Origin of the sequence: Streptomyces sp. BK340 (assembly GCF_007827595.1) — a bacterium.
Lineage (GTDB): Bacteria > Actinomycetota > Actinomycetes > Streptomycetales > Streptomycetaceae > Streptomyces.
Genome location: NZ_VISR01000001.1, coordinates 359,013 through 386,006, shown reverse-complemented (window position 1 = coordinate 386,006; position 26,994 = coordinate 359,013). Strand labels below are relative to the sequence as shown.

At 70.3% G+C, this 26,994-nt stretch carries 22 protein-coding genes; 14 read left to right on the top strand and 8 right to left on the bottom strand.

The window, feature by feature from the left end:
* Positions 1-35 precede the first annotated feature (35 nt).
* From ftsZ to FB157_RS01795, 6 genes are all read left to right on the top strand, one after another.
* Positions 36-1,238: a cell division protein FtsZ gene (gene ftsZ, locus FB157_RS01820; RefSeq protein WP_145875222.1), complete on the top strand. Its 1,203-nt coding sequence runs from the start codon at positions 36-38 to the stop codon at positions 1,236-1,238.
* The gene (pgeF, locus tag FB157_RS01815; protein WP_145875221.1) at positions 1,235-1,963 is read left to right on the top strand and encodes a peptidoglycan editing factor PgeF; all 729 of its coding nucleotides are present in this window, start codon (positions 1,235-1,237) and stop codon (positions 1,961-1,963) included. Before ftsZ ends, pgeF begins: the two co-directional genes overlap by 4 nt.
* Before the next feature lie 5 nt (positions 1,964-1,968).
* Positions 1,969-2,688, top strand: a complete 720-nt coding sequence (locus tag FB157_RS01810; RefSeq protein WP_145875705.1) for a YggS family pyridoxal phosphate-dependent enzyme — start codon at positions 1,969-1,971, stop codon at positions 2,686-2,688.
* Between the two features lie 128 nt (positions 2,689-2,816).
* Complete coding sequence (locus tag FB157_RS01805) at positions 2,817-3,458, top strand: cell division protein SepF (protein ID WP_145875219.1); 642 nt, start codon at positions 2,817-2,819, stop codon at positions 3,456-3,458.
* A 50-nt stretch (positions 3,459-3,508) separates the two neighbouring features.
* Positions 3,509-3,796, top strand: coding sequence for a YggT family protein (locus FB157_RS01800; RefSeq protein ID WP_094220204.1), 288 nt, complete (start codon positions 3,509-3,511; stop codon positions 3,794-3,796).
* Positions 3,797-3,851: 55 nt separating this feature from the next.
* On the top strand, positions 3,852-5,036 hold the full coding sequence (locus FB157_RS01795) for a DivIVA domain-containing protein (protein ID WP_145875217.1): 1,185 nt from the start codon (positions 3,852-3,854) through the stop codon (positions 5,034-5,036).
* 225 nt (positions 5,037-5,261) lie between these two features.
* On the opposite strand, the gene ileS is transcribed toward FB157_RS01795, so the two are convergent.
* A complete protein-coding gene (ileS, locus tag FB157_RS01790) occupies positions 5,262-8,405 on the bottom strand; it encodes an isoleucine--tRNA ligase (RefSeq protein WP_145875216.1) in 3,144 nt (1,047 codons plus the stop codon).
* Positions 8,406-9,017: 612 nt separating this feature from the next.
* Between ileS and FB157_RS01780 the strand changes: the two genes are divergently transcribed.
* The 5 genes from FB157_RS01780 (at position 9,018) to FB157_RS01760 (ending at position 14,426) form a co-directional block, all read left to right on the top strand.
* Positions 9,018-10,604: a TraR/DksA family transcriptional regulator gene (locus tag FB157_RS01780; RefSeq protein WP_145875214.1), complete on the top strand. Its 1,587-nt coding sequence runs from the start codon at positions 9,018-9,020 to the stop codon at positions 10,602-10,604.
* A 65-nt stretch (positions 10,605-10,669) separates the two neighbouring features.
* Positions 10,670-11,272: a signal peptidase II gene (lspA, locus tag FB157_RS01775; protein ID WP_145875212.1), complete on the top strand. Its 603-nt coding sequence runs from the start codon at positions 10,670-10,672 to the stop codon at positions 11,270-11,272.
* A gap of 73 nt (positions 11,273-11,345) precedes the next feature.
* Positions 11,346-12,290 (top strand): RluA family pseudouridine synthase, encoded by a 945-nt coding sequence (locus FB157_RS01770; protein WP_145875211.1) that lies wholly within the window; start codon positions 11,346-11,348, stop codon positions 12,288-12,290.
* Positions 12,287-12,754 carry a GNAT family N-acetyltransferase gene (locus FB157_RS01765; protein WP_145875209.1) on the top strand — a complete coding sequence of 156 codons (468 nt, stop codon included), beginning with the start codon at positions 12,287-12,289 and terminating at the stop codon, positions 12,752-12,754. Before FB157_RS01770 ends, FB157_RS01765 begins: the two co-directional genes overlap by 4 nt.
* An 85-nt stretch (positions 12,755-12,839) precedes the next feature.
* Entirely contained in the window at positions 12,840-14,426 is a 1,587-nt protein-coding gene (locus FB157_RS01760; protein ID WP_145875208.1) for a Na+/H+ antiporter, read from the top strand.
* A 58-nt stretch (positions 14,427-14,484) separates the two neighbouring features.
* Here FB157_RS01760 and FB157_RS01755 read toward each other — a convergent pair whose 3' ends face one another.
* The gene (locus FB157_RS01755; RefSeq protein ID WP_145875206.1) at positions 14,485-15,567 is read right to left on the bottom strand and encodes a mechanosensitive ion channel family protein; all 1,083 of its coding nucleotides are present in this window, start codon (positions 15,565-15,567) and stop codon (positions 14,485-14,487) included.
* A 108-nt stretch (positions 15,568-15,675) separates the two neighbouring features.
* Here FB157_RS01755 and FB157_RS01750 point away from each other — a divergent pair, with 108 nt between their 5' ends.
* Complete coding sequence (locus FB157_RS01750) at positions 15,676-16,254, top strand: dienelactone hydrolase family protein (protein WP_145875205.1); 579 nt, start codon at positions 15,676-15,678, stop codon at positions 16,252-16,254.
* A gap of 62 nt (positions 16,255-16,316) precedes the next feature.
* Here FB157_RS01750 and FB157_RS01745 read toward each other — a convergent pair whose 3' ends face one another.
* From FB157_RS01745 to FB157_RS01725, 5 genes are all read right to left on the bottom strand, one after another.
* A complete protein-coding gene (locus FB157_RS01745; protein WP_145875203.1) occupies positions 16,317-16,649 on the bottom strand; it encodes a hypothetical protein in 333 nt (110 codons plus the stop codon).
* Positions 16,650-16,764: 115 nt separating this feature from the next.
* Positions 16,765-18,435 carry an alkaline phosphatase gene (locus tag FB157_RS01740; RefSeq protein WP_145875201.1) on the bottom strand — a complete coding sequence of 557 codons (1,671 nt, stop codon included), beginning with the start codon at positions 18,433-18,435 and terminating at the stop codon, positions 16,765-16,767.
* Positions 18,436-18,527: 92 nt separating this feature from the next.
* Positions 18,528-19,337, bottom strand: coding sequence for a thioredoxin domain-containing protein (locus FB157_RS01735; protein ID WP_145875199.1), 810 nt, complete (start codon positions 19,335-19,337; stop codon positions 18,528-18,530).
* 66 nt (positions 19,338-19,403) lie between these two features.
* Positions 19,404-20,087, bottom strand: coding sequence for a hypothetical protein (locus FB157_RS01730; protein WP_145875198.1), 684 nt, complete (start codon positions 20,085-20,087; stop codon positions 19,404-19,406).
* Between the two features lie 67 nt (positions 20,088-20,154).
* Positions 20,155-21,495, bottom strand: coding sequence for a DUF2252 domain-containing protein (locus tag FB157_RS01725; protein ID WP_145875196.1), 1,341 nt, complete (start codon positions 21,493-21,495; stop codon positions 20,155-20,157).
* Between the two features lie 248 nt (positions 21,496-21,743).
* On the opposite strand from FB157_RS01725, the gene dnaE reads away from it, so the two are divergent.
* The gene (gene dnaE / locus FB157_RS01720; protein ID WP_145875194.1) at positions 21,744-25,283 is read left to right on the top strand and encodes a DNA polymerase III subunit alpha; all 3,540 of its coding nucleotides are present in this window, start codon (positions 21,744-21,746) and stop codon (positions 25,281-25,283) included.
* Between the two features lie 71 nt (positions 25,284-25,354).
* Here dnaE and FB157_RS47055 read toward each other — a convergent pair whose 3' ends face one another.
* Positions 25,355-25,528, bottom strand: coding sequence for a hypothetical protein (locus tag FB157_RS47055; protein ID WP_186581279.1), 174 nt, complete (start codon positions 25,526-25,528; stop codon positions 25,355-25,357).
* Between the two features lie 242 nt (positions 25,529-25,770).
* Between FB157_RS47055 and FB157_RS01715 the strand changes: the two genes are divergently transcribed.
* The gene (locus FB157_RS01715) at positions 25,771-26,988 is read left to right on the top strand and encodes an NYN domain-containing protein (protein ID WP_145875192.1); all 1,218 of its coding nucleotides are present in this window, start codon (positions 25,771-25,773) and stop codon (positions 26,986-26,988) included.
* The last annotated feature ends 6 nt before the right edge of the window (positions 26,989-26,994 follow it).

Genomic DNA, 26,994 nt, shown 5'->3' with positions numbered 1-26,994 from the left:
GGCGACAACGTAATTCGAGGCGAGAGGCCTTCGACGTGGCAGCACCGCAGAACTACCTCGCAGTCATCAAGGTCATCGGTGTCGGCGGCGGTGGTGTCAATGCCATCAACCGGATGATCGAGGTCGGTCTCAAGGGCGTCGAGTTCATCGCCATCAACACCGACGCACAGGCGCTGTTGATGAGCGACGCCGACGTCAAGCTCGACGTCGGCCGCGAACTCACCCGCGGACTCGGCGCCGGAGCCAACCCGGCCGTCGGCCGCAAGGCCGCCGAGGACCACCGCGAGGAGATCGAGGAGGTCCTCAAGGGGGCCGACATGGTCTTCGTGACGGCCGGTGAAGGCGGCGGCACCGGCACCGGCGGCGCTCCCGTCGTGGCCAACATCGCGCGCTCGCTGGGCGCCCTCACCATCGGCGTGGTCACGCGCCCGTTCACCTTCGAGGGACGGCGCCGCGCGAACCAGGCCGAGGACGGCATCGCCGAGCTGCGCGAAGAGGTCGACACCCTCATCGTCATCCCGAACGACCGGCTGCTGTCCATCTCGGACCGCCAGGTCTCGGTCCTGGACGCCTTCAAGTCCGCGGACCAGGTCCTGCTCTCCGGTGTTCAGGGCATCACCGACCTCATCACCACCCCCGGTCTGATCAACCTCGACTTCGCCGACGTCAAGTCGGTCATGTCCGAGGCCGGTTCGGCCCTGATGGGCATCGGCTCGGCCCGCGGCGACGACCGCGCGGTGGCCGCCGCCGAGATGGCGATCTCCTCGCCGCTCCTCGAGGCCTCCATCGACGGCGCCCGGGGCGTCCTGCTCTCCATCTCCGGCGGCTCCGACCTCGGCCTGTTCGAGATCAACGAGGCCGCCCAGCTGGTCAGCGAGGCCGCCCACCCCGAGGCCAACATCATCTTCGGCGCGGTCATCGACGACGCCCTCGGCGACGAGGTGCGGGTCACCGTGATCGCGGCCGGCTTCGACGGCGGCCAGCCGCCGGCCCGCCGGGACAACGTTCTGGGCTCGGCCTCCTCCTCGGCCCCGGCCCGCCGCGAGGAGCCCGCTCCGGTCCGGCAGCCCGAGAGCCGCCCGTCCTTCGGCTCGCTGGGCAGCGTGACCCCGAAGGAGGAGCCGGAGGCGGCGCCCGAGCCGGTGGCCGACGTCCCGGCCGCCCCGCCGGTCCCGTCGTCGCGGAGCTACTCGGACAGTGCGGCCGAGGAACTGGACGTCCCGGACTTCCTGAAGTGATAGGACAGCGCGAGAGCGTGAGCGGCGCGCACTTCGCCTTCACCGACCGGTGGGGCGGGGTGAGCGCCGCTCCGTATGAGGAGCTCAACCTCGGCGGCGCGGTCGGCGACGATCCCGCGGCGGTACGGGAGAACCGGGAGCTGGCCGCGAAGGCGCTCGGGCTGGACGCCGGGCAGGTCGTCTGGATGAACCAGGTGCACGGCGCCGACGTGGCCGTCGTGGACGCGCCCTGGGGTGAAAAGCCCGTACCGGAGGTCGACGCGATCGTCACCGTCCGCCGGGGACTCGCCCTTGCCGTCCTCACCGCCGACTGCGTGCCGGTGCTGCTGGCCGATCCCGTCGCCGGGGTCGTGGCCGCGGCCCACGCCGGGCGGCCCGGCATGGTCAAGGGGATCGTTTCCGCTGCCGTACGGGCCATGGCCGAACTCGGCGCCGAGCCGGGCCGGATCGTCGCCCGCACCGGGCCGGCCGTCTGCGGCCGGTGCTACGAGGTGCCGGAGCGGATGCGCGCCGAAGTGGCCGCCGTCGAGCCGGCGGCGCACGCCGAGACGAGCTGGGGCACACCCGCGGTCGACGTGAGCGCCGGAGTGCACGCGCAGCTCGGCCGGCTCGGGGTGTGCGACCGGGCGCAGTCGCCGGTGTGCACGCTGGAGTCGGACGATCACTTCTCGTATCGCCGTGACCGCACCACCGGGCGGCTCGCGGGCTATGTCTGGCTGGACTGATGGGCATGACGGACCGTATGACCGAACTCGCCGCAAATCTGGCGAATGTGGAGCAGCGCATCGCCGCCGCGTGCGCGGCGGCCGGGCGCGAGCGGGGAGAGGTGACCCTGATCGTGGTCACCAAGACCTACCCGGCGAGCGATGTGCGGATTCTGTCGGAACTCGGTGTGCGCCATGTCGCCGAGAACCGCGACCAGGACGCGGCACCGAAGGCCGCGGCTTGTGCCGATCTGCCCTTGAAGTGGCATTTTGTCGGCCAGCTGCAGACCAACAAGGTGCGTTCCGTGGTCGGTTACGCCGACGTCGTGCAGTCCGTGGACCGCGCCCGACTCGTCACGGCGATGTCGAAGGAGGCCGTGCGGGTGGGGCGCGAGGTGGGGTGTCTCATCCAGGTCGCGCTCGACGCCGGCGAGAGCCTGCGGGGCGAGCGCGGTGGCGTGGCGCCGGGCGGAATCGAAGAGTTGGCCGCCCTCGTGGCCGGTTCGCCCGGACTGCGGCTCGACGGACTGATGACCGTCGCTCCGCTCACCGGGGAGTACGCGGGACGCGAACAGGCGTCATTCGAGCGGCTCATGGTTTTGTCGACTGACCTGCGCCGCGCCCATCCGGCTGCAACCATGGTGTCGGCAGGGATGAGTGCGGACCTCGAACAAGCCGTGGCTGCCGGGGCGACACATGTGCGCGTCGGCACCGCGGTACTCGGAGTCCGCCCCAGGCTCGGGTAACGTCGCCAAGAAGTCGGACCACAGCAGAAAATATGGTCAGTGCCTGTGAAGGCGGGCACAACGACCTCGTGGATCGCGGGCACTTGGCAGTAGTCAGTCGATCCACCACAGAGCGGAGGACTCAGAGCATGGCCGGCGCGATGCGCAAGATGGCGGTCTACCTCGGCCTCGTGGAGGACGATGGGTACGACGGCCGCGGATTCGACCCCGACGACGACTTCGAGCCCGAACTGGACCCGGAGCCCGAGCGGGACCACCGACGGCATGAATCGTCACACCAGTCGCACAGTGCACATCAGTCCCAAAGGGACGAAGAGGCGCGAATCGTGCAACCGCCCGCACCGCGTGAACCGGTGGCCCGTTCGACTTCGCTCGCCGCGGAATCCGGACGTCCGGCGCGCATCGCGCCCGTGGCATCCATCACACAAGAACGTCAGTCCCTGGAGAAGAACGCACCGGTGATCATGCCCAAGGTCGTGTCGGAACGAGAGCCTTACCGGATCACCACGCTTCACCCGCGGACGTACAACGAGGCCCGTACCATCGGGGAACACTTCCGTGAGGGCACCCCGGTGATCATGAATCTGACTGAGATGGACGACACAGACGCGAAGCGACTTGTCGACTTTGCGGCCGGTTTGGTGTTTGGTCTTCACGGCAGCATCGAGCGGGTGACGCAGAAGGTGTTCCTGTTGTCTCCTGCTAACGTCGATGTCACGGCGGAGGACAAGGCCCGCATCGCAGAGGGCGGGTTCTTCAACCAGAGCTGAGACGCACCACCGGAAAGAAGCACGGAACAGGGGAGAGGGAAGTCCAGGCCATGAGCGTGTTCGCGCAGGTGATCTACATCGCGCTGATGGTGTTCCTCGTTGTGCTCATTTTCCGGCTGGTCATGGACTATGTCTTCCAGTTCGCCCGCTCGTGGCAACCCGGCAAGGCGATGGTGGTCGTCCTTGAGGCCACCTACACTGTCACCGATCCACCGTTGAAGCTTCTGCGGCGGTTCATCCCGCCGCTGCGTCTCGGGGGCGTGGCGCTCGACCTGTCCTTCTTCGTACTGATGATCATCGTCTACATCCTCATCTCCGTTGTGCAGAGCTTCTTGTGATGAGGGTGGACGATACGGTCTTGCCGACTGCCGATGACTACGTTGAGGTGAAGAGATGCCGTTGACCCCCGAGGACGTGCGGAACAAGCAGTTCACGACCGTCCGCCTCCGAGAAGGCTATGACGAGGACGAGGTCGATGCCTTCCTCGACGAGGTCGAAGCCGAGCTGACCCGTCTGCTCCGCGAGAACGAGGACCTGCGCGCCAAGCTGGCCGCGGCCACGCGCGCTGCTGCCCAGAACCAGCAGAACATGCGCAAGCCTCCGGAGCCGCAGGACCAGCAGCCCGGCATGCCTCAGCAGGGTATGCCTCAGCAAGGTATGCCTCAGCAGGGTATGCGAGGTCCCGGCGCTCCGGTGCCCGCCGGCATATCGGGCCCGCCGCAGCAGCAGATGGGTGGCCCCATGGGTGGCCCGCCCCAGCTGCCGAGCGGCGCCCCGCAGCTGCCCGCCGGTCCCGGCGGTCAGGGCGGCCCGCAGGGTCCCGGCCAGATGGGTCAGGGACCGATGGGTCAGGGACCGATGGGCCAGGGTCCGATGGGTCAGGGCCCCATGGGCGGTCAGCCGCCCATGCCGCAGCAGATGGGTGGCCCGATGGGCGGCCCCATGGGCGGTCCGATGGGCGGCCCCGGTCAGGGCCCCGGTGGCGACAGCGCCGCCCGTGTCCTCTCGCTGGCCCAGCAGACCGCCGACCAGGCGATCGCCGAGGCCCGCTCCGAGGCCAACAAGATCGTCGGCGAGGCCCGCAGCCGCGCCGAGGGTCTGGAGCGTGACGCCCGTGCCAAGGCGGACGCGCTGGAGCGGGACGCGCAGGAGAAGCACCGCGTCGCCATGGGCTCCCTGGAGTCCGCGCGCGCCACGCTGGAGCGCAAGGTCGAGGACCTGCGCGGCTTCGAGCGCGAGTACCGCACGCGTCTGAAGTCGTACCTGGAGTCGCAGCTGCGCCAGCTGGAGACGCAGGCCGACGACTCCCTGGCTCCGCCGCGCACCCCGGCCACCGCGTCCCTCCCGCCGTCCCCGGCGCCCTCCATGGCACCGGCCGGCGCGAGCGCCCCGTCCTACGGCGGCAACCAGCCGATGGGTGGCCCCCCGGCGCCGCCCGCCCCGTCCTACGGCGGCCAGCAGCAGATGACCCCCGCGATGACCCAGCCGATGGCTCCGGTCCGTCCGCAGGGTCCGTCCTCGATGGGCCAGGCCCCCTCGCCGATGCGCGGGTTCCTGATCGACGAGGACGACAACTGACGGGCCGCGGCCACTAGTACGACAACGGCGTCGGCAGCGTTCAACAGGGCGGGGCCCCGGACTTCGGTCCGGGGCCCCGCCCTTTTTACGCGTGTTGCTGCCTCATGGCGCGGGGCTGCATCGATATGCGGCTCCGCCGCGCGGGCGCCCGGAGAGTGCACCCCCGCACCCCAGGAAGAAGGGCCCGGCCTCCTCGGAGACCGGGCCCTTTCGAACGATCAGCGCTTACGCCTTGCGCAGCCGGAACGTGAGAGACAGCCCCTCGTCGGTGAACGGCTCGCCGAAGCTGTCGTCCGCCTCACCCTGGCCGAAGTCGGTCGCCAGGACCTCCTCGGCGATCAGATCGCTGTGCTCGGTCAGGGCCGCGATGACCGCCGGGTCCGTGGAGGTCCAGCGCAGCGCGATCCGGTCGGCGACGTCCAGACCGCTGTTCTTGCGGGCCTCCTGGATCAGCCGGATCGCGTCACGGGCCAGGCCCGCCTGCCGCAGCGCCTCGGTGATCTCCAGGTCCAGGGCGACCGTCGCGCCCGAGTCGGACGCCACCGACCAGCCCTCGCGCGGGGTCTCCGTGATGATCACCTCGTCCGGGGCGAGGGCGACCGTCTCCCCGTCGACCTCGACCGACGCCGTGCCCTCGCGCAGGGCCAGGGACAGACCCGCCGCGTCCGCGTCGGCGATGGCCTTGGCCACGTCCTGGACGCGCTTGCCGAACCGCTTGCCGAGGGCACGGAAGTTCGCCTTGGCGGTGGTGTCCACCAGCGAGCCGCCGACCTCGGACAGTGACGCCAGCGAGGAGACGTTCAGCTCCTCGGTGATCTGGACGTGCAGCTCGGGGTCCAGGTTCTCGAAGCCGGTGGCGGCGATGAGGGCCCGGGACAGCGGCTGGCGCGTCTTGACGCCCGACTCCGCGCGCGTGGCGCGGCCCAGCTCCACCAGCCGGCGGACCAGGACCATCTGCTTCGACAGGTCCGGGTCGATCGCGCCGAGGTCCGCCTCCGGCCAGGCGGCCAGGTGCACCGAATCCGGGGCGCCCGGGGTCACCGGCACCACCAGGTCCTGCCACACCCGCTCGGTGATGAACGGGGTGACCGGCGCCATCAGCTTGGTGACCGTCTCCAGCACCTCGTGCAGCGTGCGCAGCGCGGCCTTGTCGCCCTGCCAGAAGCGGCGGCGAGAGCGGCGGACGTACCAGTTGGACAGGTCGTCGACGAACGCGGAGAGCAGCTTGCCGGCGCGCTGGGTGTCGTACGCCTCCAGCGCCTGGGTCACCTGGTCCGTGAGCGCGTGCAGCTCGGACAGCAGCCAGCGGTCCAGCAGCGGGCGCTCGGCCGGGGCCGGGTCCGCGGCGGACGGAGCCCAGTTCGACGTACGGGCGTACAGCGCCTGGAAGGCCACCGTGTTCCAGTACGTGAGGAGCGTCTTGCGGACGACCTCCTGGATGGTGCCGTGGCCGACCCGGCGGGCCGCCCAGGGGGAGCCGCCGGCCGCCATGAACCAGCGCACCGCGTCCGCGCCGTGCCGGTCCATGAGCGGGATCGGGTCCAGGGTGTTGCCCAGGTGCTTGGACATCTTGCGGCCGTCCTCGGCGAGGATGTGGCCCAGGCAGACGACGTTCTCGTACGACGACTTGTCGAAGACGAGGGTGCCGACCGCCATGAGGGTGTAGAACCACCCGCGCGTCTGGTCGATCGCCTCGGAGATGAACTGTGCCGGGTACCGGCTCTCGAACAGCTCCTTGTTCTTGTACGGGTAGCCCCACTGCGCGAAGGGCATCGAACCCGAGTCGTACCAGGCGTCGATCACCTCGGGCACGCGCGTGGCAGTCCTGCCGCAGCCGTCGTGACGGCAGGCGAAGGTGACGTCGTCGATGTACGGGCGGTGCGGGTCCAGGCCGGCCTGGTCGGTGCCGGTCAGCTCGGTCAGCTCCGCGCGGGAGCCGACGCAGGTGAGGTGGTCGTCCGCACAGCGCCAGATCGGCAGCGGGGTGCCCCAGTAGCGGTTGCGGGACAGCGCCCAGTCGATGTTGTTGTTCAGCCAGTCGCCGAAGCGGCCGTGCTTGACCGTCTCCGGGAACCAGTTGGTGTGCTCGTTCTCCTGGATCAGGCGGTCCTTGATCGCCGTGGTGCGGATGTACCAGGAGGGCTGCGCGTAGTAGAGCAGCGCGGTGTGGCAGCGCCAGCAGTGCGGGTAGCTGTGCTCGTACGGGATGTGCTTGAAGAGCAGACCGCGCTGCTGGAGGTCCTCGGTGAGCTTCTCGTCCGCCTTCTTGAAGAAGACGCCGCCGACCAGTGGGACGTCCTCCTCGAAGGTGCCGTCGGGCCGGACCGGGTTCACCACCGGCAGGCCGTACGACCGGCAGACCCTGAGGTCGTCCTCGCCGAAGGCGGGGGACTGGTGGACCAGACCCGTGCCGTCCTCGGTCGTGACGTACTCGGCGTTCACCACGTAGTGGGCCGGCTCCGGGAACTCCACGAGCTCGAACGGACGCTGATACGTCCAGCGCTCCATCTCGGCGCCCGTGAAGGACTGGCCGGTGGTCTCCCAGCCCTCGCCGAGCGCCTTGGCGACGAGCGGCTCGGCGACGACGAGCTTCTGCTCGCCGTCGGTCGCGACCACGTAGGTCACCTCGGGGTGCGCGGCGACCGCCGTGTTGGACACCAGGGTCCACGGGGTCGTCGTCCACACCAGGAGCGCGGCCTCGCCGGCGAGCGGTCCGGAGGTGAGCGGGAAACGGACGTACACGGACGGGTCCACGACCGTCTCGTAGCCCTGCGCCAGCTCATGGTCGGACAGGCCGGTGCCGCAGCGCGGGCACCAGGGGGCGACGCGGTGGTCCTGGACCAGCAGGCCCTTGTTGAAGATCTCCTTCAGCGACCACCAGACGGACTCCACGTACTCGGGGTCCATGGTCCGGTAGGCGTCGTCCAGGTCGACCCAGTAGCCCATGCGGGTCGTCAGCTCGGCGAAGGCGTCGGTGTGCCGGGTCACCGACTCGCGGCACTTGGCGTTGAACTCGGCGATGCCGTACGTCTCGATGTCCTGCTTGCCGGAGAAGCCCAGCTCCTTCTCGACCGCCAGCTCCACCGGGAGGCCGTGACAGTCCCAGCCGGCCTTGCGGGCCACGTGGTAGCCGCGCATGGTGCGGAAGCGGGGGAAGACGTCCTTGAAGACCCGCGCCTCGATGTGGTGGGCGCCGGGCATGCCGTTCGCGGTGGGCGGGCCCTCGTAGAACACCCACTCCGGGCGGCCCTCGGACTGCTCCAGGCTCTTGGCGAAGATCTTCTGGTCGCGCCAGAAGTCGAGCACGGCGTGCTCAAGCGCGGGCAGGTCGACCTGGGCGGGCACCTGGCGGTACGTCGGCGCTGTCATCTGCGAGCATCCTCCAACGGACTTGCTGCCTTCCGTCGGAGGGACGAGAGCCTTCAATCCTGCTACGCCGTGTGCGGCGCGCTCCCGCGGTACCACCCTCCTTGGCCCCTCGTCGCGCCGTACGCGCCGGTGGGCCCCCTCATTGGGGTCGCGAAGCCGGCTCTACTCGCCGTGGTCCTCCACGGCTTTCTTCCGGCGGCTCCGGGGTGATCTTCACGTCGCGCTCGCCCCCGGGCTCACACCGTCCCCGGGTCGCTCTGGGCTGCGTACGTCGCTACTCGTCCCCATCCACGCTTTTCGCTCCGCCCAGTGTACGGCGCCGCACGGACAGCGGCCGACCGCTTTTCGCGGCCCGTGCGGGGCACCGCCGGAGCGGCCGCGGGGCGGCGGCGGGATGACCCGAATGGCGAGGGGTGCGGGTGCGCGCATCCGGGCGCGCCCGGCTCGGCGGATTACCCGGCGGGGAGCTGGGCACAACGGATGCAGGTCCGCTGCGCGGGGGGTGCGGGCGGGCGAATCGGGCGGTGTGCCCCGTTGCCGCGGGACTCAAGTCGATTTATCGTCCCAGCACGATTCGCGGGCAAGATCACAATATGTGAAGGGGTCGCGGCCATGGTGGCGAAGAAGACCGCCGTACAGCAGCCGGCGACCGGCCGCTCCGAGGGAGCAGGCCGCAAGAAGACCACGCGCGCGGGTGTCGCCTCGGCCGGCGGGGCGGGACCGGTGAAAACGGTCCGGACCCGCGCCGACGGAGCAGCACGCTCCGAGCGCCCTCCGGCCAGCACCGCACCCGTCGATGCGGCGGGGAAGCCGCCCGGCGAGGAACCGGGCGCTGCCACGAAGCGGGCGCCCGACGCGGCGCAGGAGGGCGAGCGGAAGAGGGGCTCCACGGCGCGGAGGGGCTCTGCGGCGGAGGCGGCGACGGGCACGGCCGCCGCGCACGCCGGGAAGGGCACGGTGGCCGGGAAGGCCGCGGGACGTGCTTCTGCCGGGAAGGCCGGGGCGGGCGCGTCGCCCGGGAAGACCGGGAGGAAGACGGCGCACGGCGAGGCGGACGCGAAGCCTGCCGCCGGCAAGGCGGGCTCCGGCAAGGCCGCGACCGAGGCTGGGGTGGTCGAGGAGGCCGCGGCCGGGAGGACGGCGGGCAAGAAGGCCGCGGCCGGGGACGCGGTGGCCAGGCAGGCTGCGGCTGGTAAGACGGCTGGGAAGAAGGCGGGCGCCGGGAAGGCCGCGGCCAAGGCTGGGGCGGTCGAGGAGGCCGCGGCCGGGAGGACGACGGCCGAGGAGTCGGCACCGAAGAGGGCTGCGGCCAAGGAGGCTGCGGCCAGGAAGGGCGCGGCGAAGGAGAGGGCCGGCAAGGACTCGGCCGCGAAGGCGGGGGCCGGGAAGGGCGCGGTGAAGGAGACGGCCGGCAAGGACTCGGCCGCGAAGGCGGGGGCCGGGAAGGCAACGGCCGAGGCGGGCGTCAAGGGGACCGCTGCCGGCCGGAAGGGGGCCGGGAAGGGCGCCGTCGCTGAGAAGGGGGGCGAGAAGGTGATGGAGGCGGCCTCCGAGGCGGCGGCCGCCGAGGAGAGCGTCGCCGGTGGAGTCGCGAAGAGGGCTGCCAGGAAGGCCGTCGGCAAGAAGACGGCCGGCGAGGGCGTCTCCACGGGGGCTGCCGGGAAGAGCACGGCCAAGAAAGCGGGCGCGGCGCGGGCCGCGAAGCAGACGGGAGCCACGACGGTGGTTGCGAAGAAGACTCCTGGCACGGCCACGGCGGAGCAGACCGCCGTTCCCAAGGCGCGAGGCGCCGCGGCGGAGCCCGGCGAGCTGGCGGTGCGCCCGGGCGAGGACCCCTGGACCCCGGAAGAGGTCGCGGAGGCCCGTGCCGAGCTGCAGTCCGAGGCGGAGCGGCTGCGGACCGAGATCAGCTCCTCCGAGGCCTCCCTGGTGGGCCTGATGCGGGACTCCGGGGACGGGGCCGGTGACGACCAGGCCGACACCGGCACCAAGAACATCACGCGCGAGCACGAGATGGCGCTGGCCGCCAACGCGCGCGAGATGCTCGTCCAGACGGAGCGCGCCCTGGAACGGCTCGACGCGGGCACCTACGGCCTGTGCGAGAACTGCGGAAACCCCATCGGCAAGGCCCGCATGCAGGCGTTCCCGCGGGCCACGCTGTGCGTGGAGTGCAAGCAGAAGCAGGAACGTCGCTCCTGACCGAGGGCCCGCCGGGACGTGCCGTAGTCTCGTCCTCAGTCAGGCACCTAGGTTGAGGGACTCACGTGGCAGAGGCGGAGCGCATCATCGGTACGCCGGACACCCCGGACGACAGCGGCGAGCAGACGTCCGGTGTGCCCGGTGCGGGTGAGCAGGGGGCGACGGCGCCGCAGCGGACCGGGCGCGGGCGCCGGATCGCGGTGCTGTTCGCGGTGGCCGCGTTCGCGTACGCCCTCGACCTGATCAGCAAGATGATCGTGGTCGCGAAGCTGGAGCACCACGCCCCGATCGAGGTGATCGGGGACCTGCTGGAGCTGCACGCCATCCGCAATCCGGGTGCGGCCTTCGGCTTCGGTGCGGCCTTCACGATCATCTTCACGCTCATCGCGGCCGCCGTGATCGTGGTGATCATCCGGCTGGCCCGAAAGCTCTACAGCTTCCCCTGGGCGGTCGCCCTCGGCCTGCTGCTCGGCGGCGCGCTCGGCAACCTCACCGACCGGATCTTCCGGGAGCCCGGGATCTTCCAGGGCGAGGTCGTGGACTTCATCGCGCCCAGGGGCTTCGCGGTGTTCAACCTGGCCGACTCGGCGATCGTGTGCGGCGGCATCCTGATCGTGCTGCTGTCCTTCCGCGGTCTGGACCCCGACGGCACCGTCCACAAGGACTGACGCCGACCGCGTCGCGGGGGCGTTGTCCACAGGCTCGTTCGGGGCCGTCGGAGCCGTCCGGCATACTCGTCGGGTGAGCACGATTCCCGAGATCCGTACCCTGCCCGTGCCCGACGGCCTGGAGGGCGAGCGCGTCGACGCCGCCATCTCCCGCATGTTCGGCTTCTCCCGCACCAAGGCGGCGGAGCTGGCCGCGGCCGGCAAGGTCCACGTCGACGGGACGGTGGTCGGCAAGTCGGAGCGGGTGCACGGAGGCGCCTGGCTCGAGGTCGAGATGCCCCAGGCACCCGCGCCCGTGCAGGTGGTCGCGGAGCCGGTCGAGGGCATGGAGATCGTGCACGACGACGATGACGTGGTCGTGATCGTCAAGCCGGTCGGTGTGGCCGCGCACCCCTCGCCGGGCTGGAGCGGCCCGACCGTCATCGGCGGCCTCGCCGCCGCCGGGTACCGGATCTCCACCTCCGGCGCCGCCGAGCGCCAGGGCATCGTGCACCGCCTGGACGTCGGCACCTCCGGCCTGATGGTCGTCGCGAAGTCCGAGTACGCGTACACGTCGCTCAAGCGCCAGTTCAAGGAGCGCACGGTCGACAAGCGCTACCACACCCTCGTCCAGGGCCACCCGGACCCGACGAGCGGCACGATCGACGCCCCCATCGGCCGCCACCCCAACCACGACTACAAGTGGGCGGTCACGGCCGAGGGCAAGCCCTCCGTGACCCACTACGACCTCATCGAGGCCTTCCGCGCCGCCTCCCTGCTCGACGTGAAGCTGGAGACCGGCCGCACCCACCAGATCCGCGTCCACATGTCCGCCCACCGCCACCCCTGCGTCGGCGACCTGACCTACGGCGCCGACCCGACCCTCGCCAAGCGGCTGCATCTGACCCGCCAGTGGCTGCACGCGGTGCGGCTCGGTTTCGAGCACCCCGGGGACGGGCAGTGGGTGGAGTTCGCCTGCGACTACCCGGAGGACCTGCGGAGCGCCCTCGACCAGGTCCGCGAGGAGACGTGGGCGTGAGCACGCCGTACACCGTCCGGATCGCCGAGGACCCCGCCGACCGCGAGGCCTGCTTCGCGGTGCGCAAGAGCGTCTTCGTCGTCGAGCAGGGCGTCCCGCAGGACATCGAGTACGACGCGTACGACGCCGTGGCCGTGCATGTGCTGGCGGTCCGCGAGGACGGCCTGCCGCTCGGCACCGGCCGCCTGCTGTACGGCGAGGCGGCCGCGGAGAAGACCGGCGGGGACGTCTCGGTGGGCTCCCTGGGGCGGCTCGCCGTCGCCCGTGAGGCACGCGGGCTGGGCGTCGGTGTGGCCCTGGTGCGGGCCATCGAGGAGGCGGCACGCGTGCGTGGCCTGGCCGCGGTGGACCTGCACGCACAGACCCACGCCCTGGGCTTCTACGAGCGCCTCGGCTACGAGGCGTACGGCCCGGAGTACCCGGAGGCCGGGATCCCGCACCGGGCGATGCGGCGCGTCCTGTAGCCGAGGCGCCGTGACGGCCGGGGCGCTCAGGGCCGTGGCAGGCTGGACGCCTGCCGTGTGATCGTCGACCCCCGGAGCGCCGGCCGTGGATCAGTTGGCTCTGTTGTTCGTGGTGCTGCTCGGGGCCCTGGTGAGCGTCCCGGTGGGCGAACGGTTCGGGTTGCCGGCGCCGGTGCTGATGACCGTGCTCGGCGGGGTCCTGGCGGTGGCCGACTTCGTGCCCGACGTGGACATCCCGCCCGAGCTGATCCTGCCCGGACTGCTGCCGCCGCTGCTCTACGCCGCCGTACGCCGGACCTCGTGGCGGCAGTTCGCGGCCAACAAGCGGCCGATCTTCCTGCTGGCCGTCGCCCTGGTCTTCGTGACGACGATCTGCGTGGCCGCCGTCGCCCATGCGATCGTGCCCGGCCTGCCGGTCGCCGCCGCCGTCGCGCTGGGCGCGCTGATCGCGCCGCCCGACCCGGTCGCGGCCACCGCCGTCGCCGGGCAGCTCGGGCTGCCGCGCCGCCTGGTGTCGATCCTGGAGGGCGAGGGACTCTTCAACGACGTCACGGCCATCGTGCTCTACCACGTGGCGATCGCCGCCGCCGTGAGCGGGGAGTTCTCGGCCTGGCACGCCGGTCTCGACCTGGTCCTGTCGGCCGTGGTCGCGGTCGCGGTGGGGCTGACGCTCGGCTGGGGCGCGAACAAGCTGATGGACCTGCTCGGCGACCCCACCCTGCAGATCGGGATGACCCTGCTGGTGCCGTACGCCTCCTACGTGCTCGCGGAGGTGCTGCAGGGGTCCGGGGTGCTCGCCGTGCTCACCACGGCCCTCTTCCTCGCCGAGTACGCCACCGACGCCGACGACGTGATGACCCGGCTGGCCGGGTACACCTTCTGGGACATCGTCGACACGCTCGTCACCGGTGTCGCCTTCGGGCTGATCGGTCTCGAACTGCACAACGCGATCAGGACGGCGACCGGGCGCTGGGGCGAGCTGCTCGGCTGGGCCGCCGTCATCGTCTGCGTCGTCGTCCTCGTACGGCTGCTGTGGCTGATGCCCGCGACCTGGCTGACCAAGCGGCTGCACGCCCGGCGGGACTACGACGAGGACATCCCGGTGAGCTGGCGGGAGACCGTGGTGATGTGGTGGTCCGGGATGCGCGGGGTGGCTTCGGTGGCGCTGGCGCTGGCGATCCCCCTCCGGACGGACGACGGATCTCCCTTTCCCAAGCGCGACGAGATCGTCTTCATCGCCTTCGGGGTGATCATCGCCACGCTGGTGCTGCAGGGGCTGACCCTGCCCTGGCTGGTGAAGCGGCTCGGGGTGCGGGCGGACTCCGAGCGGGAGAAGGAGTTCGAGGAGGAGCTGGCGCGACGGGCCACGAAGGCCGCCAGGCGGAGGCTGCGGGAGATCGAGCAGGTGGAGGAGTTGCCGGAGGAGCTGGCGGAGCAGATGTTGCGGCGGGCCTTCGACATCGGGATCCGGATCAGCCCGGACCTGGGGGAGGCGGAGCGGCGGGAGGCGCATCAGCAGAGGGAGCGGCGGGTGAAGCGGGTGAGGCGGATCCAGGGGGAGATGATGAGTGCGGCCCGGCACGAGGTGCTGGCCGCACGGAGTGAGCCGGGGGCGGATCCGGAGATCGTCGACCGGGTGCTGAGGCATCTCGATGTGCGGAGCCTGCGCTGAGACTTCCGCTCCCAGGACTTTCTCTCCCACCGCGCACATCGGCTCCCTGCGACCCTCGTCAACGGTGCTGCCGGGCCGAGCCGTTGGGGGAGCGTGCGGGCTGCCACGGCGGGACGGCCGCCTCCGCCGTGTTGACGCGGGGCAGGGCGTAGGGGTGTTCGGCCGTCAGCCAGGTGATCATCTGCTCGCGGACCGTGACCCGGACCGTCCAGATGTCGTCCGCGTCCTTCGCGGTCACCAGGGCGCGGACCTGGATGGTGTTCGGAGTGGCGTCCGTCACATAGAGGTTGGAGGTGCGGCCGTCCCAGGCCGGACACCGGCGCAGGATGTCGCGGAGCCTCTCGCGCATCGCCTCGATCGGCGCGCTGTGGTCGAGGTGCCAGAAGACGGTGCCCGTCATCTGCGGGGTGCCCCGGGACCAGTTCTCGAAGGGCTTGGAGGTGAAGTACGACACCGGCATCGTGATCCGGCGCTCGTCCCAGGTGCGGACCGTCAGGAAGGTCAGGGTGATCTCCTCGACGGTGCCCCACTCGCCGTCCACCACCACCGTGTCGCCGATGCGCACCATGTCACCGAAGGCGATCTGCAGCCCCGCGAACATGTTCGACAGTGTCGACTGGGCGGCGACACCGGCGACGATGCCGAGGATGCCGGCGGAGGCCAGCAGCGAGGCGCCGGCCGCGCGCATCGCCGGGAACGTCAGCAGCATCGAGGCGCTCGCCACCACGATCACGATCGCGGAGACCACCCGCATGATCAGCTCCACCTGGGTGCGGACCCGGCGCACCCGGGCGGCGTCCGGGTGGGCGCGCGCGTACCGGGCGTAGGAGGTCTCGACGACCGCGGCGGCGATCCGGATCACCAGCCAGGCCGTGGACCCGATCAGCACCAGCGTCAGGGCCCGGCCCACGCCGGTCTGATGCCGCTGCAGCAGGTTCGAGTGGTCGTAGGAGCCTCTGAGCAGGGCGGTGCACAGGACGAGGTGATAGGGGATGCGGCCGCGCCGCAGCAGGCCCCACAGCGGTGTGTCGGGGTTTCGTTCGTCGGCCTTGCGCAGCAGCCGGTCCGTGGCCCAGCCGATGGCCAGGGTGAGCAGTACCGAGCCGCCGAGCACGATCAGGGGGCGGAGCACGTTCTCCATGCCTTCGCGTCTTACCAGGCTCGCGGGCTCCTGAACCTGTCTCTTCGCGGCGACACCCGCAGGAGGCCGCGCTACGGCGTTGTCGCACCCGGCTGGCACCATGGCCTCATGAACATCATGCTCTTGCACTCGGCCTACGGGCTCAGGCCCGCGGTGCGCGAGGCCGCGGACCGGCTGCGCGCGGCGGGCCACGAGGTGTGGACGCCGGACCTCTTCGAGGGGCGCACGTTCGACACGGTCGAGGAGGGGATGGAGTTCAAGGAGCGGATCGGCAAGGAGGAGTTGCTGAAGCGGGCCGTGCTGGCCGCCGCACCGTATTCGGAGCGGGGGCTCGTCTACGCCGGCTTCTCGCTCGGCGCCTCCATCGCGCAGACCCTGGCCCTCGGCGACGAGAAGGCGCGCGGCCTGCTGCTCCTGCACGGCACCTCGGACCTCGCGCCGAACGCCCAGGCGGACGAGCTGCCCGTGCAGTTGCACGTGGCCGAGCCGGACCCGTTCGAGACGGACGACTGGCTGAGCGCCTGGTACCTGCAGATGGGCCGGGCCGGGGCCGATGTGGAGGTCTACCGGTACGCGGGCGCCGGGCACCTCTACACCGACCCCGGACTGCCGGACTACGACCGGGAGGCCGCCGAGGCCACCTGGCGGGTGGCGCTCGGCTTCCTCGACGGCCTGCCGACGGCGTAGGCAGCAAGTGACCCGGGCCTGCTGTCAGCCTCGATCACCCGCGTTGCCGGGCGTCGGGAACCTCAGCCCGGGAAGCACTCCTTGGGCGGGTGCACCAACGACATGAAGTGCCCGGACCACACCCAGGCCGTCGGCTGGGAGTCGTAGATCCGGAACCACCGCTCCCCCGAGGGGGTCTTGGTGGTCGAGCACTGGATCCGCAGGGTCGTCTTGAACGGCTCGACGCGGTACCTCGTCGACGAGTCGGTGGGCTTCGCGTATGTGGGCGCGCCGTGGGTGTCCAGCACGGTCAGGTTGACGAAGGCCGGCGCCGCCGCCGGGGCTGCCTGAGCCTGAGTGACGGAGGCGAGTCCGGCGAAGGTCAGGGCAGCCGCGATCGTCGCGGTCTTCTTCACGGCACCTTGGGGGTGGCCATGTGTCTTCAATCAAAAGGGTGGTGACGAGTTGTCAGCCACCCCTTCTGATGTCGGAAGTCTCGCGCTGGTTGCTCGGACCGGCCGCAGTGATCGGCTACACCGGGGAGTAGGTCCGTTCGACCTTCTGCGTGCCGCTGCGGGTGGAGTAGGAGCGCACCCACTGGGAGGTCGCGTTCGCGTCGGTGCGGTCGGACAGGACGTAGTAGTCCATCTGCGCACGGTCGGTGGTGATGTCCAGGACGCCGTAGCCGTGGCGGTCCGTGTCCACCCAGTGGACGTGCCGGTTGGCCGCCCTGATGACCGGTGAGGCGATCGCCGAGACGGTGCCCTCGGGGACCTTCACGATGTCGTCGAGGTTGTCCGAGGTCACCGAGGTGACGACGAACTCGGTGGCCGCCGAGGCCGACAGCGGGTAGGTGCCCGCGTCCACCGGCACGTCGTTGGCCCACGCCATGTGGATGTCACCGGTCAGGAAGACGGTGTTGCCGATGGCGTTGGAGCGCAGGTGGTCCAGCAGCTCGCGGCGGTCGTCGGTGTAGCCGTCCCACTGGTCGGTGTTGGCGGCGATCCCCTCCTGCGGCAGCCCGAGCAGCTTGGCGAGCGGCTTGAGCAGGTCGGCGGAGAGCGAGCCGAAGGAGAACGGCGAGATCATCACCGAGTTGCCGACCAGCCGCCACTTGGTGTCGGAGGCCTTCAATCCGGCCTTCAGCCAGTCGAGCTGGGCCCGGCCGGTGATCGTACGGTCCGGGTCGTCCACCGAGCCGCTCGCCGTGGCGGCCTGCTGGGAGCGGAAGGAGCGCAGGTCCAGCAGGGAGAGGTCGGCGAGCTTGCCGAAGCGCAGCCGGCGGTAGGTGGTACCGGCGATCGCGGGGCGGACCGGCATCCACTCGAAGTAGGCCTGCTTGGCGGCGGCCTGACGGGCCGTCCAGGTGCCCTCGGCGCCCTCGGTGTGGTTGACCGCGCCGCCCGACCAGGCGTTGTCGGCGAACTCGTGGTCGTCCCAGATCGCGATGACCGGTGCCTTCAGGTGCAGCGCCTGCAGGTCGGGGTCGGTCTTGTACTTCGCGTGCCGGATCCGGTAGTCGGCGAGCGTGAGGATCTCGTTCGCGGGCGCGTGCGGGCGGACGACCGTGCCCCGGGCCGCGTACTCACCGGACTTGTACTCGTAGATGTAGTCGCCGAGGTGCAGCCAGGCGTCGAGGTCGGTGCGGGCCGCGAGGTGGCGGTAGGCGGAGAAGTAGCCGGCCTCCCAGTTGGCGCAGGAGACCACGCCGAAGCGCAGGCCGGAGACGGCGGCGTCCGCCGCCGGCGCGGTGCGGGTACGCGCCACCGGGGAGTCCGTGCCGCCGGCCGAGAAGCGGAACCAGTAGTCGGTGGCGGGCTGGAGGCCGCGGATGTCGGCCTTGACCGTGTGGTCGGAGACGGCGGTCGCCGTGGTCGAGCCCTTGGCGACGACGTTCGTCAGCGCCTTGTCCCTGGCGACGACCCAGCTCACCTCGGTGTCCGGGCCGATCCCGGAGCCGGGTATCGCCTGCGGCGTGGGGGTCACCCGGGTCCACAGCAGGATGCCGTCGGGCAGCGGGTCACCGGAGGCGACGCCGTGCAGGAAGGCGGGGGCGTCCGTGGCGGCGCGCGCCGGCAGGGCGGCGGCGAGCGGGCCGGCCAGGACAGCAGTCGCCGCCGCGGCCTTGACGACCGTACGGCGGCGGGGCGACAGGGAGTTGAGGCGCTTGGCGGCCTCGGATGGCTTGTATCGACTGGTCACGACCGATCAGGTTACTGATCGGTACGCGTCAGAGCGGGCGAACTCCGAAAGTTCGCCCGCTCTTCACCTGAAGGCCGGTTTCCGGGGAGCCGTCAGCCCTTCATCGCCGCGTCCACAGCGCTGTTGAAGTCGGCCACCGTCAGGAGCACCTTGCCGCCGTTGAGCTGCTTGCCGTCCATGACGAAGCCCGGGGTACCGGTCACGCCGTCCTTGTTGTCGTCGAAGGTCTTCGACATGTGCACGGCCCAGGCGTCGTAGGTGCCCTTCCTGACCGCGTTCTGGAACTGGGTGTTGTTCTTGAGCGCGGTCACCGTGTCGGCGACCTTGATGAGGTAGCTGTCGTCCTTGAACTTGTCGGTCTGCTCGTCCGGGTGCCACTTCGCGGAGTACAGCGCGGCCTTGTACTGGAGGAACGCCTCGGGGCTGACGTTCAGCGCGGCGCCCAGGGCACTCAGGGCGTTCTTGGAGCCCTCACCGTTGTCCTTGTTGTCGATGAACGTGGCGCCGACGTACTGGTACTTGAACTTGCCGTCGTCGATGTCCTTCTTCAGGGTCGAGCCGACCGTCTGCTCGAACTGGGCGCACACGGGGCAGCGCGGGTCCTCGTACATCTTGAGGGTCTTCTTGGCGCTGTCCTTGCCGATGACGACGGTGGTGCCGTTCGTGCCCGTGGTGTTGGCCGGGGCGACGACCTTGGCGTCCTTCAGGCCCTCCCAGTAGCTGGGCTTGTTCATCTGGACGACGGCGTAGCCGATGCCGCCGGCGGCGGCCAGCACGCCCACGACCGAGGCGGCCACGATGACCTGCCGCCTGGCCCTGTCGCGCTTGGCCTGCCGCTCGCGCTCCTGGCGCAGCCGCTCCCGGGCCGCCGTCTTCGCCGACTGGCTGTTCCGCTTGCTCATGTTGGTGATCTCCATGTGGGACGCGCACACGTCGTACGCGGGATACGTATGGGGGACTGAACGTGCTCAGATGAATGCCGGTGAGCACGGCGGTCCACGCCGTCCCAGGGAGTGCACGAGGAGCCGGTCGCGCGCGGTGACCGGCCGGGGGGCCGGGCGCGGCAGCCGGCGCGGCGGCAGGAGCCGTACGGCGACAGCGGCCACCGCCAGCAGCAGCGGCCGGAACGTGGTGGCGGCGACCGCGCGCAGCAGCTGGGTCAGGGCACGCTCGCCCCGGCGCAGCCAGGCGGCGGCCAGCAGGCCCACGCCGATGTGCGCGGCGAGCAGCAGCCAGGCGGCGGCCGGGCTGGCGTGCGCGAGCAGTGCCGTGCCGCCGTGGCCCGAGGCGCCGGTCACCCGGGCCAGCTGCGTACCCACGCCGCCCTGGCACAGCACGTCCAGGCCGAGGGCGCGCAGCGGTCCGGCGACCGGCCCGCCCGCCTTGCCGTAACAGGCGTGCTGGCCGGTGGTGAAGACCGTGTCCGCGGCCAGCTCCAGCGGGATCAGCAGGGCCGCGATCCGGCCGAAGCCACGCTCGCGGCCCGCCAGTGCGTACGCGGTCAGGAACACGCCGGTGGCGACCGCGGCGACGGTCGACACCGGCAGCGGGGCCCTGGACAGCAGAACGTGCGACGCGGTGCTGAGCGTCACGACCACGGCCGTGAACAGCGCCGCGCGCACGGCTCTGAGCTGGGTCCCGGATATGTCCATAGCGAAAGCAGAGTCTGTCACGTACGCGAGTAGGAGGCCCCTAAAGACTGCCTGTGAGTGTGCGAGGTTACAGCCCCGGAATCCGGCCGTTGCGGAACAGGTCGACGAAGATCTGGTGGTCGGCACGCGCGCGTGCGCCGTACCCGTGCGCGAAGTCCACCAGCAGGGGTGCGAAGCCCTCCTCGTCGGCCGCGATCGCCGCGTCGATGGCCCGCTCGGTGGAGAACGGCACCAGGGACTCGCCGGAGGTGTCGTCCGCCGCCGCGTGCATCGTGGCCGTGGCCCGGCCGAGGTCGGCGACGACGGCCGCGATCTCCTCCGGGTCGTCGATGTCGCTCCAGTCCAGGTCGACCGCGTACGGCGAGACCTCGGCGACCAGCTGGCCCGCGCCGTCCAGCTCGGTCCAGCCCAGCCACGGGTCCGCGTGCGCCTGCAGGGCGCGCTGGGAGATCACCGTGCGGTGGCCCTCGTGCTGGAAGTACTCCGCGATCGCCGGGTCCGTGATGTGCCGGGAGACGGCCGGGGTCTGGGCCTGCTTGATGTAGATCACGACGTCGTTCTCCAGGGCGTCGCTGTGGCCCTCCAGCAGGATGTTGTACGACGGCAGGCCGGCCGAGCCGATGCCGATGCCGCGACGGCCCACGACGTCCTTCACCCGGTACGAGTCCGGGCGGGCCAGGGAGGAGTCCGGGAGGGTCTCCAGGTAGCCGTCGAACGCCGCCAGCACCTTGTAGCGGGTGGCGGCGTCCAGCTCGATGGAGCCGCCGCCCGATGCGAAGCGGCGCTCGAAGTCGCGGATCTCGGTCATCGAGTCCAGCAGCTCGAAGCGGGTCAGCGAGCGGGCGTCACGCAGTGCGTCCAGCAGGGGACCCTGCGCGGTGTCCAGCGTGAACGGCGGCACCTCGTCGCTCTTGGCACCCGTGGCCAGGGCGTGGATGCGCTCGCGGTAGGCGGCCGCGTAGATCGTCACCAGCTCGGTGATCTGCTCGTCGCCGAGTGCCTTCGCGTACCCGATGAGCGCGACGGAGGCGGCGAAGCGCTTCAGGTCCCAGGTGAACGGGCCGACGTAGGCCTCGTCGAAGTCGTTGACGTTGAAGACCAGGCGGCCGTTGGAGTCCATGTAGGTGCCGAAGTTCTCGGCGTGCAGGTCGCCGTGGATCCACACCTGCGAGGTGCGGTCGTCCAGGTACGGGCCGCCGCGCTTCGACCCGAACTCCGTGTTCGCAGTGAGGTCGTGGTAGAAGAGGGCCGCCGTGCCCCGGTAGAAGGCGAACGCCGAGGCCGCCATCTTCCGGAACTTCACCCGGAACGCGGCCGGGTCGGCGGCCAGGAGCCGGCCGAAGGCGGTGTCGAAGACGGCGAGGATCTCCTCGCCGCGCTGCTCGTCGTTGAGCTGGGGTACCGACATCGCGGGGTGCCTCCTGGTGCAGGACGGGTGGTGCTGGAATGTGCATGAAGGGGTGCGACAGCGCTTCCGCCGTCTCCAACGGGCGACGCCTGGCGGGAGTGCCCGGTTCCCGCACGAAGGTACGTCCGGATCGCCCGCGGGTGTCAGTGCCGGGGCATAGACTTCGACGCTGTCCCCCAGACCGTCCGCAGTCGGTCCACAGCCGGTCGGAAGATCGTAGACGCCTGTTTCCCTTGGAGGCCGAAACCGTGTCAAAGCCGCCCTTCACGCACCTGCACGTCCACACCCAGTACTCACTGCTGGACGGTGCCGCGCGGCTCAAGGACATGTTCAACGCCTGCAACGAGATGGGCATGACGCACATCGCCATGTCCGACCACGGCAACCTCCACGGCGCGTACGACTTCTTCCATACCGCGAAGAAAGCCGGAATCACCCCGATCATCGGGATCGAGGCGTATGTCGCCCCCGAGTCCCGGCGCAACAAGCGCAAGATCCAGTGGGGCCAGCCGCACCAGAAGCGCGACGACGTCTCCGGTTCCGGTGGTTACACCCACAAGACGATGTGGGCCGTGAACAGCACGGGCCTGCACAACCTCTTCCGGCTCTCCTCGGACGCGTACGCCGAGGGCTGGCTCCAGAAGTGGCCCCGGATGGACAAGGAGACGATCGCCCAGTGGTCCGAGGGGATCGTGGCCTCCACCGGCTGCCCCTCCGGCGAGCTCCAGACGCGGCTGCGCCTCGGGCAGTACGACGAGGCCCTGAAGGCCGCCGCCGACTACCAGGACATCTTCGGCAAGGACCGCTACTTCCTGGAGCTGATGGACCACGGCATCGAGATCGAGCACCGGGTCCGCGACGGACTCCTCGAGATCGGCAAGAAGCTCGGCATCCCGCCGCTGGTGACGAACGACTCGCACTACACGTACGCGCACGAGGCGACCGCCCACGACGCCCTGCTGTGCATCCAGACCGGCAAGAACCTCTCCGACCCCGACCGCTTCAAGTTCGACGGCACCGGCTACTACCTGAAGTCCACGGACGAGATGTACGCCATCGACTCCTCGGACGCCTGGCAGGAGGGCTGCGCCAACACCCTCCTCGTCGCCGAGATGGTCGACACGACCGGCATGTTCGAGGCCAAGAACCTCATGCCGAAGTTCGACATCCCCGACGGCTACACCGAGGTCACCTGGTTCAAGGAGGAGGTCCGCCGCGGGATGGAGCGCCGCTTCCCGGGCGGCATCCCCGACGACCGGCAGAAGCAGGTCGAGTACGAGATGGACGTCATCATCCAGATGGGGTTCCCGGGCTACTTCCTCGTGGTCGCCGACTTCATCATGTGGGCCAAGAACAACGGCATCGCGGTGGGCCCCGGCCGAGGCTCCGCGGCCGGCTCGATCGTCGCCTACGCCATGGGCATCACCGACCTCGACCCGATCCCGCACGGCCTGATCTTCGAGCGGTTCCTCAACCCCGAGCGCGTCTCCATGCCCGATGTCGACATCGACTTCGACGAGCGCAGGCGCGTCGAGGTGATCAGGTACGTGACCGAGAAGTACGGCGCCGACAAGGTCGCCATGATCGGCACCTACGGCAAGATCAAGGCCAAGAATGCGATCAAGGACTCCGCGCGCGTCCTGGGCTACCCGTACGCCATGGGCGACCGGCTCACCAAGGCGATGCCCGCCGACGTCCTCGGCAAGGGCATCGACCTGAACGGCATCACCGACCCCTCGCACCCGCGCTACAGCGAGGCGGGCGAGATCCGCGCGATGTACGAGAACGAGCCCGACGTGAAGAAGGTCATCGACACCGCCAAGGGCGTCGAGGGCCTGGTCCGGCAGATGGGTGTGCACGCGGCCGGCGTGATCATGTCCAGCGAGACCATCACCGAGCACGTCCCCGTGTGGGTGCGGCACACCGACGGTGTGACCATCACGCAGTGGGACTACCCGAGCTGTGAGTCGCTCGGCCTGCTGAAGATGGACTTCCTGGGCCTGCGCAACCTCACGATCATGGACGACGCCGTCAAGATGGTGAAGTCCAACAAGGGGGTCGACATCGACCTCCTGGGCCTCCCGCTCGACGACCCGACGACCTTCGAACTGCTCCAGCGCGGCGACACCCTCGGCGTCTTCCAGTTCGACGGCGGCCCCATGCGCTCGCTGCTGCGTCTGATGAAGCCCGACAACTTCGAAGACATCTCCGCCGTGTCGGCCCTGTACCGCCCGGGCCCGATGGGCATGGACTCGCACACCAACTACGCGCTGCGCAAGAACAAGCTCCAGGAGATCACCCCGATCCACAAGGAGCTGGAGGAGCCCCTCGAGGAGGTCCTGGCCGTCACCTACGGCCTGATCGTCTACCAGGAGCAGGTGCAGAAGGCCGCCCAGATCATCGCGGGCTACTCGCTCGGCGAGGCCGACATCCTGCGCCGCGTGATGGGCAAGAAGAAGCCCGAGGAACTGGCCAAGAACTTCACCATCTTCCAGGCCGGCGCCCAGAAGAACGGCTACAGCGACGAGGCCATCCAGGCCCTGTGGGACGTGCTGGTCCCCTTCGCCGGCTACGCGTTCAACAAGGCCCACTCCGCCGCGTACGGCCTGGTCTCCTACTGGACCGCCTACCTCAAGGCGAACTACCCCGCCGAGTACATGGCCGCCCTGCTGACCTCGGTCAAGGACGACAAGGACAAGTCGGCGATCTACCTCAACGAGTGCCGCCGCATGGGCATCAAGGTGCTCCCGCCGAACGTCAACGAGTCGGTGCACAACTTCGCCGCCCAGGGCGACGACGTGATCCTCTTCGGCCTGGAGGCCGTGCGCAACGTCGGCAGCAACGTGGTCGAGTCGATCATCAAGAGCCGCAAGGCGAAGGGCAAGTACGCCTCCTTCCCCGACTACCTCGACAAGGTCGAGGCGGTCGCGTGCAACAAGCGCACCACGGAATCCCTGATCAAGGCCGGCGCCTTCGACACCATGGGGCACACCCGCAAGGGCCTCACCGCGCAGTACGAGCCGATGATCGACAACGTGGTCGCGGTCAAGCGCAAGGAGGCCGAGGGGCAGTTCGACCTCTTCGGCGGCATGGGCGAGGAGCAGAGCGACGAGCCCGGCTTCGGACTCGACGTGCAGTTCACGGACGAGGAGTGGGACAAGACCTATCTGCTCGCCCAGGAGCGGGAGATGCTCGGTCTGTACGTCTCCGACCACCCGCTGTTCGGCCTGGAGCACGTGCTGTCCGACAAGGCCGACGCGGGCATCGCCCAGCTCACCGGAGGTGAGCACGCGGACGGCGCGGTGGTCACCATCGGCGGCATCATCTCGGGCCTGCAGCGCAAGATGACCAAGCAGGGCAACGCCTGGGCGATCGCCACGGTCGAGGACCTCGCCGGTTCCATCGAGTGCATGTTCTTCCCGGCGACGTACCAGCTCGTGTCGACCCAACTCGTCGAGGACGCGGTCGTGTTCGTCAAGGGCAGGCTCGACAAGCGCGAGGACGTGCCGCGGCTGGTCGCGATGGAGCTCCAGGTGCCCGACCTGTCGAACGCGGGCACCAACGCGCCGGTGATCCTCACCATCCCCGCCGTCAAGGTCACCCCGCCGATGGTCAGCCGCCTCGGCGAGATCCTCAGCCACCACCGGGGCGAGAGCGAGGTCCGCATCAAGCTCCAGGGGCCGACGAAGACGACGGTGCTCCGGCTGGACCGGCACCGTGTGAAGCCGGATCCGGCGCTCTTCGGGGATCTGAAGGTGCTGCTCGGACCGTCCTGCCTGGCGGGCTGAGCCGATGCAGCGGGAAGGGGCGCACCCTCGGCGGGTGCGCCCCTTCCGTGTGCCTGGGCTTCAACTGCCCTTTAGTTGTGGCCGAAGCGCTGCTGCTTCTTACGCGCAACATCCGCCGGGCTGCCCGGGACGTGCATCGGGGACTCGTGCGTCTCCGAGGACGACCGCTGCGCGTGCTCCTGGGCCGGCTGGGCCTGCGAGCGCTGCTGCTGGCTGCCCTGCTTGCGGTTCTTGTTCTTGGCCATGGTGATCTGCCTCCTGTGGGGGATCTAGGGGCCAGGGCCGCGACCAGATTCACATAAGCTGACATCACGCGCATGTCGGATAATTACCGTGTGTAACAGGGTCGATGAGCCGGCGGTGTGCGCAAACGCCACGCCGAAGATCGAGTTCCGGCCGTTAACCCCCGCGCGGTCGGGCAGACTCGAAGGAAGTCCGAAGCAAAGGAAGTCCGGAGCAAGAGCATCCTGGGAAGAGGGTGAGTCGCGTGGACCGCTGCATCGTTCTGGTGGACGCCGGGTATCTGCTGGGAGCCGCCGCCAGCCTCCTCGCCGGTGAGCCCTCGAGGTCCCGGATCACCGTCGACCACGCCGCGTTGATCCAGGCCCTGCGCGAACGCGCGGAGTCGGAGACCGAGCGCCCGCTGCTGCGCATCTACTGGTTCGACGGCGCCCCCGACCGGGTCCCCCAGCCGGAGCACCGCCGGCTGCGCGTGATGCCTCGCGTGACCGTCCGGCTCGGCGCCCTCACCCGCAGTGACGGACGCTGGGCGCAGAAGGGCGTGGACGCCGCCATGCACGCCGAGCTGACCGAGCTGGCCCGCAACCGCGCCTGCTCCGACGTCGTCCTGGTCACCGGCGACGGCGATCTGCTGCCCGGCATGATGGCCGCCAAGGAACACGGCGTCGCCGTCCACCTGTGGGCCGTACAGGCCGCCGACGGGGACTACAACCAGTCCGAGGACCTGGTCGCCGAGGCCGACGAGCGGCGCGTACTGGACCGGGCCTGGATCACCCAGGCGGTCCGCGCCAAGGAGCTGACCGGCGTCTGCGCGCCCCAGCCCGCGCCGCGCCCCGAGATCGCCGCGATCCTCTCCGCGCCGCTGCCCGAGTCCTCGCTCGCCACGGCCGCCGAAGCACCCGCCGAGGAGGTCGCGCACGCGTCGGCCGCCTCGGCCGAGGCCGGAACCCAGGAGCGGGTGCCCGCCCCCAAGGGCGTGCCGACCCCCAAGGACCTCGCCGCGCTGCGCGCGCCCGGCGTGCAGGCCGTGCAGCATCCGGCGACCGCGACCCTCAGATGGTCCTCCGACAAGGGCTGGGTCGACCGGCCGGGCGGGGTCTCCGAGCCGCCCGAGATCGCCTCCATGCCGACGCTCGCCCAGGTCACCACCGCCGAGCAGCGCTGGGCCGACCGGGAGGAGGACATCACCACGGTCGGCGGCGACCCGTACGAGGTGGGCCAGGTCTTCGCCCGCCGCTGGATGTCCCGGCTCGGCGATCAGAGCCATCTGCAGCGGCTGTCCACGATGTACCCGCGCATCCCGCACCGCATCGACGGCGAGCTGCTGCGCTACGCCGCCCGCTTCGGGCTGCTCGCCCACAAGGACGACCAGATCGACGAGCACGATCGTTACGCCATCCGGGCGGGCTTCTGGCGGGAGATCGACGTGCCGGCCGCGGCCGAGCACGCCCCGGCCGGGGAGTGAGCCGGG

Bases quoted from the DNA above. Each gene is read 5' to 3' on its own strand.
- FB157_RS01810 (WP_145875705.1), top strand. From the start codon at position 1,969: ATGACGGACCGTATGACCGAACTCGCCGCAAATCTGGCGAATGTGGAG.
- FB157_RS01805 (WP_145875219.1), top strand. From the start codon at position 2,817: ATGGCCGGCGCGATGCGCAAGATGGCGGTCTACCTCGGCCTCGTGGAG.
- FB157_RS01800 (WP_094220204.1), top strand. From the start codon at position 3,509: ATGAGCGTGTTCGCGCAGGTGATCTACATCGCGCTGATGGTGTTCCTC.
- FB157_RS01795 (WP_145875217.1), top strand. From the start codon at position 3,852: ATGCCGTTGACCCCCGAGGACGTGCGGAACAAGCAGTTCACGACCGTC.
- ileS (WP_145875216.1), bottom strand. From the start codon at position 8,405: ATGACAGCGCCGACGTACCGCCAGGTGCCCGCCCAGGTCGACCTGCCC.
- FB157_RS01780 (WP_145875214.1), top strand. From the start codon at position 9,018: ATGGTGGCGAAGAAGACCGCCGTACAGCAGCCGGCGACCGGCCGCTCC.
- FB157_RS01755 (WP_145875206.1), bottom strand. From the start codon at position 15,567: ATGGAGAACGTGCTCCGCCCCCTGATCGTGCTCGGCGGCTCGGTACTG.
- FB157_RS01750 (WP_145875205.1), top strand. From the start codon at position 15,676: ATGAACATCATGCTCTTGCACTCGGCCTACGGGCTCAGGCCCGCGGTG.
- FB157_RS01735 (WP_145875199.1), bottom strand. From the start codon at position 19,337: ATGAGCAAGCGGAACAGCCAGTCGGCGAAGACGGCGGCCCGGGAGCGG.
- FB157_RS01730 (WP_145875198.1), bottom strand. From the start codon at position 20,087: ATGGACATATCCGGGACCCAGCTCAGAGCCGTGCGCGCGGCGCTGTTC.
- FB157_RS01725 (WP_145875196.1), bottom strand. From the start codon at position 21,495: ATGTCGGTACCCCAGCTCAACGACGAGCAGCGCGGCGAGGAGATCCTC.
- FB157_RS47055 (WP_186581279.1), bottom strand. From the start codon at position 25,528: ATGGCCAAGAACAAGAACCGCAAGCAGGGCAGCCAGCAGCAGCGCTCG.